Below are 18186 nucleotides of genomic sequence, written 5' to 3'. Positions count from 1 at the left end.
CTCCTTTAAGGCCTCCAATACGACATCTGTCTTGAATTTGCTGGTATACTTTTTTCTACTCATAACAGTAAATTTAATGGTTTGTAATCAAACTATATTCACTGTCTAATTTTCGGGGGGAACTTCAATATATCTATTGTTTTAGGTAATCACTATTATAACCATCTGCTTTTGTCATACGTACATATTTAATTTCTCCATTATTTTTTTGTAGAAATTCATACAGTGTATTTTCATTTGGATCTATAAATTTATTTTCTGCGATAGAAACTAATTTTGACTTAATACCTGATTCACTTAAAAAGTTAAGTTCATTCTCAATTACTTCAAACTTCAATATTTCATTTCCACCTTTAAAATTTCCTCTAAATTTGTTTGTTTTTTCAGTGTCCAAGCTCATACTCTCAAATACTTGAGGCTGTAATAAATCCCAGTCATTTGCAACAGCAACTGCTCGGGCAATATAGCTCATAAGGGACATGCCATTATCGCTGTTTGTCATAATAACCACACCTTGATTGTGATTAACCGAGCCTAGTAAGTAACAGGTAAAGCCGGAATTGCTTCCCCAGTGTTCAAAAAGTACATCTTTACTCTCATCACTGTAAATTTTTGCAAATCCTAGCCTATCCGAGTTTTTAGCGAAAACACTATCTGTCATTTTTTTCGATAAAATTTTATTGGTATTTGAGTGATGATCTTCCAGGACAGTCATTAAAAAACCTGCTAAATCACTAGGTGTCGTCCATATACCGCCTGCAGCTTTGTAAGGAAATAGCTTATACGGATAAGGTTCTAAATCATCAGTATACCCGGTAGCCATTTGCTGAAAGAATTTCTTTGGGACCGGCTGTTCAAATGAGCTGTTAGTCATATTAAAAGGGTCAAATAACTTTTGCTCCATCCAATCTTCAAATGGTTTATCAGTAACATCTTCTATAATTTTTTCAATCACAGAATAGCCCGGATTTGAATAAATTTGTTTTTCTCCAGGAGTATAGACTAATGATACAGGAGGATCAACAGATGGTTTTTCCCCAGTGAGCATTTGTGTTATTGTAGGTAATTCATCATTAGGAAAATAGGATGACTGTACATATCTTTCAAAACCACCTCTATGACCAATAAGTTGCTTCAGAGTTACTTTTTCTTTTTTAGTGAATTCGTTATCAGGTATTTTCCAGCCTTTTAGATACTGGTTGATGTCATCATCTAAGGACAATACTCTCTTTTCTACTAAATTTAAAGCTCCGATGGCTGTAATAGTTTTACTTAAGGAAGCACCGTTAAAAATTGTATTAGTGGTCACTTTAGTCGAATCTACAAGATTGGCATATCCGTAGGTTTTTTGCCATGAAATTTTGCCATGATCAAAAAACGCTATACTTACTCCTGGAATTTGGTTTTCTTCCATAAATTCGCTTATGGACCTACGATGTTCATAACCCTTTAAATAATGTACTGGGACTAGGTTTTTTTCAATTTGTTTTATTTGAGCTATTGAATCATTATTTAAATCTATTGATGTAATTAACGATTGTTTTTCCTTCTTGCAAGCAGAAAAAATAATCAGTATTATTAAAAGTGCTTTTCTCATTTTTTGATGATGTTTTCATGTTGAAGAGATGGTATTTAAATATTAATTGTTACAGTATTGTAGATTGGACCTTAATAATTCCAGAGTTTTAATCCGATAATTTCCCAATAGAATAAATAACTTGAAATAATTATACAGGCAGTTGTGCAAATTCCTATTTGGATAGTTAGCCATTTTTGTGTCCTCTTTTTATTGAAAAGATATTTTATCAAAGAAAAGGGCGTACAAAATGACAGTATTAAGAATGACCATCCTGAGATATAGAATAATAGTGCTCCAAAGCTATATAGCCTCATTGGGTTGTAGAGAGTAACGACAGCCACAGTCATCAATATTAAGCTTAGAGTCGAAAAGAAAGTAAGATATTGCAGGCGGCTTATCTCACGCTTTAATATCAAACGTCTAATAATTGAATATGAAATACTAAAAAATGAAAATATAAATGCCAACAAGCATATTATGGCTGTATAAAACTGAAACAATGCACTAGAAGAGGAAATTTTTCTGTAACTGGTTTCACCAAGCCATAAAGTTTCTGCTTCGCCTACTCTAAAAGCAGTAGTGGCCTTTGGTTCGTGCTCCAGTTTAAAAATATATTCTCCAATTCTCACCAATTCCTGTACATCACCGAGTATACTTTTTTGTGTCCATTTATCTTTTTCTTTTTCGATGAATTGAATATCTGCCAATCGCATGAAAGGGTATAGAATTTCCAAATTTGAGGTAACTGGTTGATAAGCTCCCTCAATATCTAGCTGACTATTTCTTAAAGGTTCATCATTAATTTTTTGACTGGCTGCATCGACTGCTTCCTTGTTAAATGGCTGAAGTAACAGTGTTTTTATTTCCTTTATTGCTGCAGAGGTATTTCGATTATTTAGTAAAATGACATAACCAGTATCTGCATTCCTTGAATATCCAAATTCAGATAGAAAACCACCGTAACTACCATTATGTCCATAGAACAAATGTTGACCTATAAATTCCTGCATTAATCCTTTTCCATAGCCAAATGTGACACCCTGTTTGGCAAGTAATGAAGACTCCGGGGTTTCCATTGCCTCTATTGACCTCATACTTACAATTGGCAAATCCTGATAGGTGCCGGAGTTTAACAATAATTGCGTGAAGCGTATCATTTCATCTAGGTTGGCACTTAGACTTCCACCTGGCCATTGTGGAATATCCGGAAATGGTTCAATGTTATTTCCGGAATATCCTTCTGCTAAATCAGCAATATCAGTAGGAAAATAAGTAGCTCTATTCATTTTCAGAGGATCAAATATTTGATTCTTTATGAATGATTGAAATGGAACTTTTGTTTGTTGCTCCAGAATACTAGCAGAAACAATATAATTTAAGGTATTGTAAGAATAATAGTTGCCAGGTGGCCAGCGGGTTGTCAGTGCGGATCGACTTAGGACCATAATCGTTTCAAATGTTGTCTTTGAATTTGCTTTTGCAAAAATATCAAAATGTGCTTCATCAAAACCTGATGTATGTTCCAGCAAATGCACCATTTTTATTGGGTTTGATACTTCAAATTCATTTGTAAATGATAGGGGGAGATCCATTTGTTTTAAAGGGCGGTAAATATTTAACTGTTTTTTTTCTTGGGCAATCATTGCACCCAATGCCAAAAACGTTTTAGAAATAGAACCTAAGCCAAAAAGAGTTTTTTCAGTCACTGGTTTATCTTCGGCGAGGTTTGATTTACCGAAATATCCACTCCATAATACTGTGTCTTTTTTGAAGAGGGCAACCGCTGCTCCCTGAACTTGATGCTCGGATAAAACCTTGCTGATTTCTTTATCAAGATATTGCTTTTGTGCATTGACTTTAGCTGAGAGCAATAGGCTGAATAAAATAAAAAGCGAATACCACTTTAAAAATTTCATTGCAAAGATATATTATTGTTGCTGGTTACTTTTTTCCTTTTCATAATCCAGAATATCACCCGGTTTACAATCTAAGGTCTCACAAATGGCTTCCAATGTGTTGAAACGCAATCCTTTGACTTTTCCTGTTTTTAAAAGTGAGAGATTAGTCATAGATATACCCACCCGCCTCGAAAGCTCAGTTAGAGACATTTTCTTTTTGGCCATAACCACATCAAGGTTTACGATTATTGGCATAACAAGCAGATTTGTTGATTATAAGTTGATGACATTGTAAAGAATCCTGTTTTGCCTTTGTTTATAATATTGATTCGCTATCCTCTTTGAAAAAAACACCAATGCGGAATATTTCTGCTACAAGCAGGAGTAGACCTCCGATAAGCAAATACTGTAAATTCATCTGAAAATCCAGCCAGATTTCATTTTTGGCTAGTTCCATTGGAAATATGGAATAAACGTATGTCTTTCCCTCAATAGAAATATTATTGGAAATATAGTTTCGATATACAAGGCTTTGGATTGTACTAAAAGGTATAATAGCAATAATTAAAGAAGCAATAGTCCGCAAACGAATGGCATTTCTCACAGTGAAGGGATGTTCATTATGAAGCGACCTGAAAATCTTTCCCAATAAAAATGTAATCCAGATAATGATGGAAAGGTTAAAGATGGTTTCAATAAATTTCAAAAAGTAATAGATCATTCCTGTGGCAGAAAATTGGATATGAACCTCCCTTGCAGAAGCAGTTGCCGTTTCAATTTTTGGACTTTGAGAAACAGTATAACTTTCATTGATTTCGGGTAAAAAAGCGGACCAACCAGAGACTAAATTTTCATCACTATTGATGATCACCAACATCAAAATAATAACTATAGCCGCAATAGCAATTTCCACAATCAATGCTAAATTAATAGTCCAAAGAAAAATTTTTAATAAGCCCTTAAAACGTAATTGATGCATTTTTTTGATTTAAACTTGAATCCAAAAATAATACAATATTTAATTACAACGAAAATTATTTTATGTTTTACATAAAATATAGTTGTTTATGAAATGTTTAGATATCGCCTGTTGGTGTTGAAACGGTGTTGCGAGCTGGCTTTTTTCAAGGTGAAACATAAATTTTATTTAGGATTTTATAAAATAATCGAAATGTGTCAGTTGCAATCAAGGAAACAAAAAATCAACTAAAAAGCCAGGTACTAGTGGTTCAGTCCCCTAATTATCAGAGAATAATTAGGGGGCTGAACCACTAGGGGTCAAATTTCTAAATATCTCAACTCCAAGTCAATCTGTTGATCAAAATATACTCTTTTCTGAGAATATATTTGATCTCTTAAAGCCTAATCAGGGATATCATTTCTATATTGATGGAAACCTAGAATTATTAGACGTTGGTGATGATGGACCTACTTTTGAAACTACTGTCTTAGTTAATAGAGAAGGCTATGTAGTGCTAGATGAAGAAAAAGTGAGTCAACAAGTATACTTTGATAATAAGTCTAAGGTGAGGTTTTGTGAGGACTTAGCTGGTGTTGATTGGAATGATTATAATCTTAATGAAAGGAAGGATCAGGAATACCTTAAAATTGGAAGTCATTTGTTTAAAAATCCATCCGAAAATCTTTTAGTCTTGAAAGACAGTATTATGCTGTCACTATATAATAATCAGTGTTTTATAAACGAAACAAAAAATATAGTAAGTAATAATTTAAGAAATCAATATATTTGTCCAAATACTAATGCCGTGGCTTTAAGAACTTCCTTCAATAATAGCGTAAACAGTGAAAGAAGTCTTGCTATAATCTTAAATTCTGGAACAACTGGATTAAATTTGGGAGATAAGTGGTGTTGGTGGTGGAATACCAAATGTAGATTTCAAATAGACTTGTATGCATCATCAAAGGTTAATTCTACTACATTTGCTTTCATCCAAGATACAAAGTTTGCATATTACAGAAGAAATGATTTGAAAAATAAGTACAACGCACTACCTCTATATTCTCCCTTAAACTTTGTCAGATGGGATTTTGAATCAGGATTGCATGGAGATGAGAGAAAATTTGTGTGGACAGGTAAACATAGAAAGGAAGGGACAGAAACGACTCACACTATGGGACAGCAGTTAAATGGAAGTGTTAACTTTAAGCCTACCGAATCATCTACTAATGCTGGTCCGCTAGGAATCCAGTCAAATTTATCTTTTTCAGTTAAGAAAACAGCAAAAGATGTTGACTTTGGTGGTGATTTCGCCTATTTCTGTGATAATATTAATGAGAGACATTGCTACTCTAATTGCTATAACGGTAAGTGGTTAAGTACTGGAGCTGATATAGACTTTTTAATTACTGAAGTTAGATAGATAAAATTGTGTAAAATACAATATTTGTGATTGTAATTTATGGATTTAATACGTTTTGGGCTGTACCTGTTATGCTATTTGGGTTCATTTTTTTTGGCTCATATAGCATAACTGCACAGCAATTAAGCTTTTCTCTAGGAATTGATTTATTAAATCTTCCAGAATTCGGAGATGATTATATTCCTCCTGGACCTTCAACTTCACTAAGATATAGTCATAAAATTTCTAAAACAATCAATCTCGAAATTTCTTATAGGCATATTGCAACACCTGGCAATAGACCTGCATTAGGTACTGGTAAACCACAATTGCACTTCTATTCAGACGATAGTGACTACGTATTCACAGATATTGATTACAAGAGAGGATTTGGTTCTATAAATAGAAATGGTAGCAGATATAAAATAAATGCCTACTTTATTGGTTTAGGCTTGACAAAACGAGTATTAAAGTTTTTCGATTTTGAATATTACATTGGGGGAAATGTTTCCTATAAGAAACGAATGCAGGTAGGTTTACTTCAAGTTTCTGAAGGTTCAGAGCTGATTACCCCATCAGGCGAAAGAGTAGATATTGATGCAGAGTTCTTTCAAGTCTTCAGCCGACGAAGTATTTCTCTCATAGCAAGCCACAAGCTTACCTATAAGTTTTCAGAGTCTTTCGATATTGGTCTAATTAATGGGATTCCATATGACTTTGAAGAAGGCTTCTTTTTTCTTGATGTTATATTTACATATAAGCTTTGATGATTGGACTAAAATTAAGATGCTTGATCATGTTCTTGCTATTTACGTCATGTTGTTTTTCGCAGTCAGGTGTAAGTTATCAAAGTTTTGGTTCTTATTGGCAACATTCTGACCTACTCGGGTACAATATAGGATTTGGGGTACATGAGGGTTTAGGAAATGTAAAACTTAATTTCAGTTTCAATTATGGTTATGGTGAAAAGAACGGGTTAAAGAATAGTAACATAGACACATCATTGTTTCACACTATCTACGTTTTAGATGACGGTGGCTTATTTGGATCTCCTAAGGTTTCTGACTATGCGCATCAAATTGCGCTCGAGTTCACCTGCTCCTATACAGTTTTAACTTGGTCAAAAGCCAGTTTAGATCTATCAGGAGGAGTATTTCTTTCGCGTGTAACTCATTTTGTAATATCTGAAGTACTTAATGACTACATAGTCAATACTCCGTTGGGAACTCAAAACGAAAAAATCATTCTAGAATCCATTTCCAGTCAAAACTTTTTTTCAGGTGGTGCCGTTATTGAATTGGCTTATGGCATAAAATTTAGGGAAACAAGAACCTTGTCCATATACACTTCAGGCAATATAGGTCCAAACAAAACGAATAGTTTAAGCACTGGATTGAGGCTTTCAGGACCTTTTGATAAGGGACTTAAATAGAGGTGCTTTTACTGTAAATTGTTTATGCATATATATTGATTCCTGCATTAGGGCTATTTAATTTTCTGAGTGGTCACGTCTTTTAGTTGGTTTTATGGTACAGTGACATGTTCTAAGCCATGATACTGCTAAAACTTTTCCGCTATTCAAGTCTATCGAGTAGGTAAGGGGAATTTCACCCCAAACCTCTCACAGAACCGTACGTGATAGTCTCCCATCATACGGCTCTTCAGTTAACGTTTTAGTGGTTCGTTCCTCCAAGAGCAAACATCTTGTTGACAATTTACTAAAAACAATTAAGCTGCTAGCCCCTTCGCTCCACTTTCATTACAAAAGCTTCATTACTACTATGAGGTAGTCTGACTTCAAACAAACATCGGTATTTGACCTCTTAAGTGCTTACCCTAATTGAGTCTTTCCCTTTACAATCTTGTTTGATCTCCCCTGTTCCATAATTTAGCCTAAATAGAAATCATGCCTCCTATATACCGTCTGCCATATAGCCAATAATCAGGTAACCGCTATACTCGTCCTGCGAACACAATTCAATCACAGTTTTGACAGAATGTACGTTTTCACGATATTTCATCGAAGGTTCATTTACATTCATCTTTTCTATTCATATCTGACTTGTCTTACCAAGCCTTTTCCTTAAACGCTCGATACCAGAAAATCACTTTCCCAGCACCTTTAAGGCGATTTGCAGACTTCGCCTGTACAGCGTCTGTGGAGGGCCAACCTCCATCTAAATTACAGCATTGGTTACAATCTCTATTTGATTCAATCAATGAGAAGGTTTCCATTCAGGGCACGCAATAGAAGATAACGGATAATTATATCCGACGTAGTGACGAAGGAGCTATGGCGTGATATATAGTGTTACATGCTGGCATTCCTTTGTCTATGGGTTTCATTTTCAATTTACTCTTTTCATTTGAGGGTGGCTTACAGCTCTCTGTCGCCCGCAGGAACGAGGACGGCAGTGTGCTGTAATTGCGATACTTTTTTAATAATATTCCTTAATGTATTCATATGCTCTATAAAATAAATCTTCCTCTTTATGCAATTTGTACTTCAACAAAGCTTTCCTTAATTCTTTTTGTACTAATCTTTCTCCAGTAACAGAAGTTTGCCAGCCATCAAATCTTACAATTTTTACAATGTCATCAATATCATTAACAATTCTTTCAACTATCGCAGGAGTTTGGTCATTCTTCATTTCAAGGAATAATTCTGTCAATGCAGATTTTGCTGTTTTTTGCTCTTGAATGGTAATGATTTCTTTCTCTGTTCTTAAAGTATCTTTTGCTAATTCACAAAGATGTTTGATGAATTCTACACTACTGATTAATCCTTGTTCTGCTCTATTTCTCAATTCTTCCAATCGTTGTCCTAAAGCTTTGAATTTTGGATTATTTGTATGGTTCTTAAATCTTGCAATTAATAACTTTACAACTCGCTCTGCTTCTTTTGGATTTTTTTTGTTCATTAATTCCTCAATGATCTCAGCATCCAATACCATTTCTTCCATTTCCGTATTGATGCCCTCAACATGAATGTACTCATGGATTAATTTAGTGGTTTGAGCACCTAATGCATGCCATAATAACCTTCCATTATCATCTGAAGTTGGTTTAACTGAGGTATAAACTTGTGAAAGCCACTTATAATCTTTTTGGTATTGGTTTAATACATCGTCTGGTGATAATGCTTCCCATAGTTTTGCAAGTAAAGTGTAGTCTTTGGCAAAAGCATCTCTTTTTTCATTATCGCCTATTGCATTTTGTGCAGATTGTAATCCTTCAAAACCTTCTATAGTTTTATCTACTCCTTCAAAATGATTTAAACACTTTGTCATGTATTCGGGGAGTTTATCTCTCAATTCTTGCAAATTGGTGATAACCGTTTTCATGGTTGCTTCATCAAATGCTAATGCTTGGGCAGTATCATCAAAAACGCCAAAATAATCTACAATTCTTCCAAATGTTTTGTTTGGGAAAAGGCGATTGGTTCTGCAAATGGCTTGTAAAAGGGTATGGTCCTTTAAAGACTTATCCAAATACATGGTTTGGAGAATAGGAGCATCAAATCCTGTTAATAATTTTGCAGTAACAATGATAAATTGCAACGAACTATCCGGGGTATTAAACTCTTCAACTATCTTTTCCTGTTTGTCTTTATCTACTCCCCACTTTTGTTTGAATTCGTAATCATCACTTGCTGATGAACTCATAACTACTTTGCTACTTTCAACTGGCATTAATTTATCCAATTCTTCTTTGTACTGGACACAGGCATATCGGTCAGGAGTAACAATCATGGCTTTAAAACCTTCTGGTTCAACATGCTTTTTGAAATGACTAACTATATCACTTACAATTGTTGAAACTCTTTCTGGTGCTTTTAAGAATACAGACATCTTTGCTGCCTTCTGGCTTAACTTATTTCTATCTTCTTCACTTAAATCATTTGCCATTTCTTTGAAAGCGGTATCTAAGGCAGACTTATCAATATGGTAGTTTGGAAGCCTTGGTTCAAAATGTAAGGGTAAAGTAGCTTTATCTCTAATACTGTCTTGGAATGTATAGCGACTCATATAGCCACCTTCATCTTCAATCGCTCCAAATGCCCAAAATGTATTCTTGTCTGCTTTATTAATTGGAGTTCCCGTAAGTCCAAATAAGAAGGCATTTGGTAAAGCAGCTCTCATTTGTCTTCCAAGATTTCCTTCTTGTGTGCGGTGCGCTTCATCAACCATGACAATAATATTATCTCGTGAATTCATATCAGGAGTAGAATCCCTGAATTTATGAATCATGGTGATGATAATTTTTCGGGTATCTTTTTCTAAGAGACGATTGAGTTCTTTAATGCTGTCAGTTGTGACAAAATTGGAAACATCCGCGGAGGCAAAAGAAGAAGTAATTTGGGAATCTAAATCCGTTCTGTCTACAACGATTAAAACGGTAGGATTGCCTAAGGCTGCTTGTCTTCTTAATTTCTGAGCTGCAAAGAGCATTAACAAGGACTTTCCTGAACCTTGAAAATGCCATATCAATCCTTTTTTGATTTTCCCTTCTAAAACACGATTAACAATTCCATTGGCTCCTTCATATTGCTGATAGCGACAAATGACTTTAATTTTCTTTTTTGAACTACTTGTTCCATAAACTGAATAAAATTGTAAAATATCCAATAACGTAGAAGGCTTCAATAAATGGGTGAGTTGCTGAGCAACATCATCTAAGCCTGCTATTTGATGTAATTCGTCTTTCTCATTTTCGATTCTCCAAGGCGACCAAAACTCCAAAGGCGTTCTCACTGCACCTATGTATAATTCTTTTCCTTCAGATGAAAAAGATAAAATATTGGGGACAAACAATTGCGGAACACTATTCTCGTAGGTAACATGAATATCATGTGCTCCATCATACCAGCTTACTGCGGGTCTGACTGGTGTTTTGACTTCTCCAACAACTACAGGAATACCATTCAGAAACAAAACCACATCCGGTATCTTGGTTTCTCTCGCTCTTATTTTAAACTGATTGGTTATGATATAAGAGTTCTTTTCCAATTGATTATAATCAATCAATTTGATTTTGACATGTTCACCTCTTTTTCCAAACGGCAAAGAATGTTCGTTTCGTAACCATTTCGCAAATTCTTCATTGGCTCTTACCAAACCCACATTAGAAACAGTAATAAGTATCGCTCTTAGCTTTCGGATAACCTCATCTGCAAAATCTGGATTTTTTTCAATACTTGGATTCAGACGAATCAAAGACGTTTTCAATTCTTTCTCCAATAGCACTTCAGTAATATCTCTCCCTAATACTTCAGCAGGCACATACCGCCATTTATTGGCTCCATAGTGAACGGGATTTTCGGCTACTTGTCCATTTTTGACATCATTTAGATTAACACCAGAAAGTTGGTGAATCACAAAATGTTCTACACTATTGAGTTCATTGAAAGCCATATTATCCAAGTATTTCGTCTAAGAGTTTTTGTTTGAGTTGTTTTAGGGTTTGGGTTTGTGAATTCAACAATTCAATGTTTGTATCAAATGATTTAAACAAAGTGATTAACCCTTGCTGCTTTTCTTTCTTTGGAAAAAAGAACCTTTGTGTTTTTAAAACCTTCCATTTAATTGTAGGAGAAAGAGAACCTTCTGATATTTGTATAGCTCTATTCATAAAAGCATCAGATTGCATAAAAAATGGAAGAAAGTCTTTTTCAATAACATATTCTTTTGCTCTTAATACCATTGAGTGAGCAGAACAAATTCCATCAAAATGAGAAACGGCAACTTTTCTTTGGTATGCCCTACGTTTTCCAAATATGATGTCCTCTTTCCAAATCAATAACTTTGTTCCTTTAACATCCGCTGGTACTCCTGTTCTTTTTATTGTTAAATTATCAGGGTCTAAGTGTTCTAATCCCACATAAATTTCCAATTCAGTTTTTCCGGGGTCAATCCTTTTCGAAATTTGATCAGCAACTTCATCGAAAGTCTTTTCTTCAAAGTCATCCTTTGACAAGTGATTACCAAATTCAAATTTTTCTGAAAACAAATCTCTTAAAAGCTGCCTTTTTAACCCTCTCAAATTCTCTTCCTGTGCTTCCGTTTGTTCGATTTGTGTCTCAAGAGTGAGAAATAAATTAAGGATACTTTCTTGTTCGTCTTTGGGAGGGAGTTTGAATTGATATTCTTTTAAGTCTCGCCATTTAACTCTTTTAGACATCGTGCCAGCAGCATTGCTGATTGCATAGTCCCAAAAGCAAGACGTATTAAAAATTAGAGTTAGAAATCGGGGAATAATCCTTTCATTTTTTCGTGTAATTACTATTGCGTCCCCTGAGCAAACTCCTTCAAAGTTCACATTTGAAGCCCTTTTTAAATAAGCATTTCGACGAGCAAAAAGTAAATCTCCATCAGAAAAATATTTCATACCTGACTTTAAATCTTCCGTTGAACCATAATTCTTTATAACAAAATCTCCAGATGTAAAATGCTCAAGTCCAACGAATTTATCATATTCGCTCATAGAAGGATTGTCAACTCTAATAGACTTTTCATCTGCAACATCATCTACTAAATGAATGTTCCAATTTTGTGTTTTCAATATTGTCATATATCAATTCCAATTTCATTCAGTTGATTAATCAAATCTTTGAACCCAGTTTCAATTTTTATTTGATTGGATTTAGATTCGGACATTAATTCTTCTAAAGATTTAGTCTGTTCATTTCCATTTGTTTTTACATGAAGTTGAACACTTAGGTTTCCGTCATTTTCCTTTAGAATATCTTTGGAAGTCATCACTTTTGAAAAGCCATCCTCATCTTTGAAATTCCAATAAGCATCCGCCATTCGTTTGATGTGTTTGTCTTTTAGATAGGCATCGCTTCTTTCCAGTCTTATCTCATCTTTACCATCAATAAAAATGATTTTTCCTTTTCGTTCCTTTGGTTTATTCATATTACAAACCAATAAACAGCTTTCCATGCTACTGTTGTAAAAAAGGTTTTTACCTAAACCTATAACAGCATCTACCAAATCTTCTTCAATCATCTTCTTACGCATACTCGCCTCCGCATCTCTAAACAATACGCCATGTGGCCAAAGAGATACACTTCTTCCTTTTTTAGGATTGAGGCTTTTAATGATGTGCTGTTGGAATCCATAATCAGCACAACCTTGTGGTGGAGTACCCCAAATATTTCTGCCAAATGGGTCATTGGCAAATTTTTCTTGGCTCCATCGTTTTATCGAATAGGGTGGATTCGCCATGATGACATCAAATTTTTTCAGTTCATCATTTTCCAGAATTTGGGGTTTATCTAAAGTATCTCCCTGCACAATCAGAAATTCGTCAATGTTGTGCATAAACATATTCATACGTGCAATAGCAGAAGTTATCAGGTTTAACTCTTGTCCGTATAATTTTAAGTTGCGGTATTCCTTTCCTTGCCTTTTCAGATACAAGGCAGCATTCAATAAAATCCCTCCAGAGCCACAAGTTGGGTCATACACAGATTCACCGGGTTGTGGATTGGTGATTCGGGTCATTAACTCAACAACGGTTCTATTAGTATAAAACTCAGCCGCTGTATGTCCGCTATCATCAGCAAATTTCTTAATGAGGTACTCATATCCATCACCCATCAAATCATGCGGAACATTTTTAGTCGTGAGATTCATTTCCGAAAAATGCTCAATCAAATCGATGAGCTTTTCATCGCTTAATCGTCTTTTGTTAGTCCATTGAGCATCACCGAATACATCATGTAATAATTCAAAATTGGCTTTTTCAATTTCACGTAATGCATTTTGTAGTTTCTTTCCTATATCAACAGAAACAGCTCTGACATCTTTCCAATGGCATTCTTCTGGAATTTGAAATCGATGATTTTCCCTGAACATTGCATAGTCTAAATCTCCATCTGATAATTCTAATGCTTCTTCGTATTCTTCATCCCATATATCGGATATTCTTTTGAAGAATAAAAGTGGGAATATATATTGTTTGAAGTCAGCTGCATCAATCATTCCTCTTAGAATATTTGCGGCTCCCCATAGGTAGTCCTCTAATTGCTTTTGTGTCATACTTCGAATTTCTTTAAGTGTCTATTCATTTCTCTTTCAACCTGTTCAAATGGTGGTAAATCTTGTATTTGATCTGCCATTGATTTAGCCCATCTTCCTTTATATTGTGGTAGCCGCTTTTCTATTGATCCATGAAAGCTTGATGGATCGATATCCTTTGATTCGCATTTCTTGATGAATTCCGGAACGAAATAGTCGACATCCATACCATGAATTTCAAGTAAATACCATATATCATAATAATCTCTTGGCTGGAGTCTTTGAATTGTGGATCTTAGTTTCTCAACTAAGACCTCTTCCAATGGATAACATAATAACTGATAATCCGGCAGATCAGAATAGTTAATAATTGCTGACTTAGTTACTGGATCAAATACTAATTCCTCGCTGCGAGAGATGTCGACTTTCACCTTTTTATTCGAACCATCTCCACCGAATGGTCCGATATATGAAATATAGAAGTTCATACCACCATCCTCGTGATCATTTTGATCAATGATCTTAAGAGGAATGTTAGCTTCTTCCTTTATATATTCAAAAGTCTGATCAAACCACTCTTTTAATTGATCATTCGATCGATCAGCAATCAATGTAAAGTCAAGATCTTCAGAGTATCTATAATCATCAAAGTATACCTTCTTCAACACCGTTCCTCCTTTGAAGACAATTTCTTTTGATAATTCAGAATGATTAGCAATTCCACATAATATCCAGGATAAGATATAGTCCTTTTCAATTTGAGAATCTCTAACGCCTACTTTATTTGCCCACTTTTGTATTTCGCCTGGTTTTATCATGTATAGAGAGCTGATTTAATTGTTTCTTCATCAATGTTTTTTAGAATTTTCCACCGAGATAATCTTTTACCTTCTTTTGGCAGTTCAGTATCTAACGTTGCGTATGAGTTTGATCTTAAAGTCAGTAAAGAGTTAATAATTTCCGTTCGTATATCTAATAATTCAATGAGATACCCCAATCTCTTAATCACTGATTGGGATTTGAATTGGATAGTGTAATTAAGAAGTTTGCCAAAATCTAATTTGTCCTTTGATTCGTAAATTGCTTTAGCAATTTCTACTATTCCTCCTGCATATTCTGGTTTAAATAAACAATCAACAATTGTCTTCTCTAAATCCGAACACAATACTTTATCGAATTGGTTAATCCATATTTTCTTACTTCCAAAAAAATGATTCTTGTTATGGTAAATAAACTGAAATTCTATCCTTTGAATTTTTAGTTTAGACTTCTTCTGCTGCTTTGAGACAACTATTTGCTGTTTTAATGAGGGCTGAGTTATTAGGTTGTGTAATTGTAATGCTGAGTAATATCCAATATAGTATTCAGCACTTTCAACTAAATGTTTGGTCAGTTGATGCCATTCCGGAATATATGTTGTGCTTGATTCACCAAGAGGTATAATTGCATACAGCCCTTCTTTAAGTCTTGATATTTTTCCTCTATTGGCCATATCACTCAATAGCTCTCTTATTGCACCTTTAGATGATTCCGGAAATTCATGATATACCTCCTCGATATGAAAACAAGATTGGTCTTGTTCCATAAATTGTGATATAAGTTTTTCTGAGTCTAATTGCATTTGTTATGTTTCATATCTTTAAAATCAGGTATTATCTGATTTTGGTCGTATCAAAGATAATAAAATTTAGATAAAGTTATATTTCATATCCTTGAAATCAGGATCTTCCTGACTTTGGTCGTATGAATAGTAACTATTTTAAGGGTTGGATATAAGAGCAATGTGTGCGATAGCACTCTTTGCTCTTGTGGGCTGGGATTTTTTTTCAGCTTGCATGTAACGGCCAGCGACATCCAGAGTGCGACCAATAGGGAGCATTATGTGATGACGCATGTTCTGCGCAGTTTTCTATAATTCAAAAGTATGTTAATTGTCTGATTTTAATTGTTGTCAAAGAATCATTATCATAGATTTCTTTTCTTATCCAATTTCCTTTATCATCATATTGAATTTCTGTTCTTTTTACTTCGTCTTTATATAATCCTTCTCCAATTTCACTATATCGCACAATTTTGGTGTCATTCCCGAAATTATCTTTAAAAGTCCATGTGCCATATCTATTTCGATCAGATTTATTGGGTATATGGAGGAAATTTCTGTATTCGTTTTTATCCTTATAATTGTTTAAAATAGTATAATCTCTGTCAACGATTATGTCTAGTATTAATTCACCTTCTCGATCAAAAATAAAAAACTTCGAATTCACTAAATTACCTAAAGAATCATATGAACTTTCTTCAACTTTGTTATCCAATGAATCAAATTCAAAAGTTTTGTAGTCAATTAATATACCGTCTAAGTCATAGAACTCTGTTTTAATCAAATGACCTGCCTTATCAAAGCTATTCTTTATCATTGGTGAGTCTTCGATTAATTGACCGAATCGATTGAAATTTGAGGTGTAAGTTGTCAATGTATCATTGTTCTGGATTATGATATCGTGGACTTTTAAGTAGTCATCAAAATAGGAGATAATAGATTTGGACGAAATTGATTTTTCATTATCGTGTTCAACCAATTCTATGATTCTATCATTGGAGTCATATCTAAATTGCTTTTGTTGGACCACTTTTTCATCAGAGTCCAAATATCTTATTTCAATAAGATTTCCATTCCCATCATAGTAATATTGATCAACGCTTAAGTTTGGATAATTTTTATGATCACGAAATTCTATTTGTTTTATGAGTTGACCTGATTTATTAAATTGATAAGATTTACTTCTAATTATCGGAACATCAAGAATCTTATTGAAATCACTATTTACAGCTATCTTCCTATACTTAGATTGTTGAAATTCAATTAGTTCTGTTGACTCATCTTTACTTTCAAATTCATATTCTAAAGTGGAATAAACATCACCTTCAATTTCCAAGTCTGCTCTTTCCTTTCTTATATCTTCGGTCCACCTTTCGACTATTTCCCATCGCTGATTTTTTAGGAGTTTATGGTCTTGTTCATGGCAACCAATCAAAATAAAGAATACTAAGATTAATATATAATGGTGATGTAGCAAGTGCTTATTTTTTAAATTTAAATTGCGCAGAACGGTCAATTGCATGAGGAGTTCCGACGATAGGAGGAATTACTTCATGCATACAGTTCTATGCTGGCTTTGAAGGTAATATTTTCTATCGTTTTAACCTTTCAGCGTATTCCAAAATATTTAATTCTAGTTGTTTTTCTATCTCAATTTCACTTTTATTTTCTGCAAGTGATTTAATGATAAATAAGAATGAATTTAAGTGTCTTGTCATATTCTGATAGTATTCATTCTCTCTAAAACTTTTTCTTAAGTCTGGTTTGGGTTCGTCCATAAAATTTATCTCTGACTCCATTGGTTCAGCCCCTTATTAATCGGACAAAATTTTCATGTTGAATACTGCGCATAATAAATATACGTAATTTTGTTTTGCGAGAACATCATCAGTGACCTTTGTACCGATGATTTTATAGTAGGCCTGCTTTTCTTTTTTTATGTAATACCCATCGAGGGTATTCAATAAAATGCGAGAACATTTCAGTTCGTATTACCCGATAATTTTATTGGATGCTTGTACCTATTAATCTCTTTGTGACAAAGTATATCTTGCCTATCGATTAGCAAATTATACTGCACCCGGCTGTTCCCGAGTTCTTTAGCCTCTATCTTGTCATCTTCCCACAATGCCCAAAACATCATGGGGCTAGTGCCTGCAATAGAACCATGAGGTCTTTGATTGTTATAGCACTTATAGAATCGTTCCAGCCTTAGTTCTAATTCTTCTAAGTCCTCGAATTTGTCCTTTTCAATTGCTCTGGTTAGCGTTTTATGAAAACTTTCTATGTGCCCATTTTCTTCAGGAGAATACGGATGAGTAAATACCTGATTGAGATAATTATCCTTAAAATATCGTTGGATCATATCACTACTAAATTGTTTTCCATTATCATTCCGTACTTCTATTTCTATTGGCTCATTAAGCATATCCGCTGGCTGTAGGTACTTTTCTATTACTTCATCCCATACTTGCTTTACTTGACTCTGCTTCATGGTATAACCTGCCGTCCAACATTGAAGTTCCCCCCGAAAACTAGACAGTGAATATAGTTTGATTACAAACCATTAAATTTACTGTTATGAGTAGAAAAAAGTACACCAGCAAATTCAAGACAGATGTCGTATTGGAGGCCTTAAAGGAGCGAAGCACGATTGCTCAGCTTGCACAGAAATATGATATCCATCCACAGATGATCACCAATTGGAAGCGAGAGTTTTTATCAA

Annotated in this window: 15 protein-coding genes and 2 pseudogenes; 4 read left to right on the top strand and 13 right to left on the bottom strand. The window is 34.3% G+C overall.

The window, feature by feature from the left end:
* Positions 1-133: 133 nt before the first annotated feature.
* The 4 genes from L2567_RS20255 to L2567_RS20240 form a co-directional block, all read right to left on the bottom strand.
* Positions 134-1597: a serine hydrolase domain-containing protein gene (locus L2567_RS20255; RefSeq protein WP_235299684.1), complete on the bottom strand. Its 1464-nt coding sequence runs from the start codon at positions 1595-1597 to the stop codon at positions 134-136.
* Between the two features lie 71 nt (positions 1598-1668).
* Entirely contained in the window at positions 1669-3495 is a 1827-nt protein-coding gene (locus tag L2567_RS20250; RefSeq protein WP_235299683.1) for a serine hydrolase domain-containing protein, read from the bottom strand.
* 12 nt (positions 3496-3507) lie between these two features.
* Positions 3508-3732 carry a helix-turn-helix domain-containing protein gene (locus L2567_RS20245; RefSeq protein WP_235299682.1) on the bottom strand — a complete coding sequence of 75 codons (225 nt, stop codon included), beginning with the start codon at positions 3730-3732 and terminating at the stop codon, positions 3508-3510.
* Between the two features lie 61 nt (positions 3733-3793).
* The gene (locus L2567_RS20240; RefSeq protein ID WP_235299681.1) at positions 3794-4456 is read right to left on the bottom strand and encodes a DUF2975 domain-containing protein; all 663 of its coding nucleotides are present in this window, start codon (positions 4454-4456) and stop codon (positions 3794-3796) included.
* A 493-nt stretch (positions 4457-4949) separates the two neighbouring features.
* Between L2567_RS20240 and L2567_RS20235 the strand changes: the two genes are divergently transcribed.
* From L2567_RS20235 to L2567_RS20225, 3 genes are read left to right on the top strand one after another with little or no spacing between them, the layout of a single operon-like run.
* Entirely contained in the window at positions 4950-5858 is a 909-nt protein-coding gene (locus L2567_RS20235) for a hypothetical protein (protein ID WP_235299680.1), read from the top strand.
* Positions 5859-5884: 26 nt separating this feature from the next.
* Positions 5885-6604 carry a hypothetical protein gene (locus L2567_RS20230; RefSeq protein WP_235299679.1) on the top strand — a complete coding sequence of 240 codons (720 nt, stop codon included), beginning with the start codon at positions 5885-5887 and terminating at the stop codon, positions 6602-6604.
* Between the two features lie 23 nt (positions 6605-6627).
* Positions 6628-7269: a hypothetical protein gene (locus tag L2567_RS20225; protein WP_235299678.1), complete on the top strand. Its 642-nt coding sequence runs from the start codon at positions 6628-6630 to the stop codon at positions 7267-7269.
* A 1006-nt stretch (positions 7270-8275) separates the two neighbouring features.
* On the opposite strand, the gene L2567_RS20220 is transcribed toward L2567_RS20225, so the two are convergent.
* The 9 genes and pseudogenes from L2567_RS20220 to L2567_RS20185 form a co-directional block, all read right to left on the bottom strand.
* Positions 8276-11251, bottom strand: a complete 2976-nt coding sequence (locus L2567_RS20220; protein ID WP_235299677.1) for a type I restriction endonuclease subunit R — start codon at positions 11249-11251, stop codon at positions 8276-8278.
* 34 nt (positions 11252-11285) lie between these two features.
* Positions 11286-11813, bottom strand: a pseudogene (locus L2567_RS21395) (restriction endonuclease subunit S); the annotation flags it as partial.
* 87 nt (positions 11814-11900) lie between these two features.
* A pseudogene (locus L2567_RS21390) lies at positions 11901-12320 on the bottom strand (restriction endonuclease subunit S); the annotation flags it as partial.
* A gap of 83 nt (positions 12321-12403) precedes the next feature.
* Positions 12404-13882, bottom strand: a complete 1479-nt coding sequence (locus L2567_RS20210; RefSeq protein ID WP_235299675.1) for a type I restriction-modification system subunit M — start codon at positions 13880-13882, stop codon at positions 12404-12406.
* Entirely contained in the window at positions 13879-14679 is an 801-nt protein-coding gene (locus tag L2567_RS20205; protein WP_235299674.1) for a nucleotidyl transferase AbiEii/AbiGii toxin family protein, read from the bottom strand. The genes L2567_RS20210 and L2567_RS20205 overlap by 4 nt, the downstream gene beginning before the upstream one ends.
* Entirely contained in the window at positions 14676-15482 is an 807-nt protein-coding gene (locus L2567_RS20200) for a type IV toxin-antitoxin system AbiEi family antitoxin domain-containing protein (RefSeq protein WP_235299673.1), read from the bottom strand. The genes L2567_RS20205 and L2567_RS20200 overlap by 4 nt, the downstream gene beginning before the upstream one ends.
* 295 nt (positions 15483-15777) lie before the next feature.
* Positions 15778-16896: a hypothetical protein gene (locus L2567_RS20195; protein ID WP_235299672.1), complete on the bottom strand. Its 1119-nt coding sequence runs from the start codon at positions 16894-16896 to the stop codon at positions 15778-15780.
* Positions 16897-17053: 157 nt separating this feature from the next.
* A complete protein-coding gene (locus tag L2567_RS20190; RefSeq protein WP_235299671.1) occupies positions 17054-17260 on the bottom strand; it encodes a hypothetical protein in 207 nt (68 codons plus the stop codon).
* A gap of 182 nt (positions 17261-17442) precedes the next feature.
* The gene (locus L2567_RS20185) at positions 17443-17955 is read right to left on the bottom strand and encodes an integrase core domain-containing protein (protein WP_235299670.1); all 513 of its coding nucleotides are present in this window, start codon (positions 17953-17955) and stop codon (positions 17443-17445) included.
* An 86-nt stretch (positions 17956-18041) separates the two neighbouring features.
* Here L2567_RS20185 and L2567_RS21385 point away from each other — a divergent pair.
* On the top strand, positions 18042-18186 hold a 145-nt coding region (locus tag L2567_RS21385), incomplete at its 3' end, for a transposase (RefSeq protein WP_406626638.1).

It is taken from the genome of Portibacter marinus (genome assembly GCF_021533195.1).
Taxonomy (GTDB): domain Bacteria; phylum Bacteroidota; class Bacteroidia; order Chitinophagales; family Saprospiraceae; genus Portibacter; species Portibacter marinus.
The sequence above is the reverse complement of the archived record's forward strand: the minus strand, read 5'-3'. Positions and strand labels throughout refer to the sequence as shown.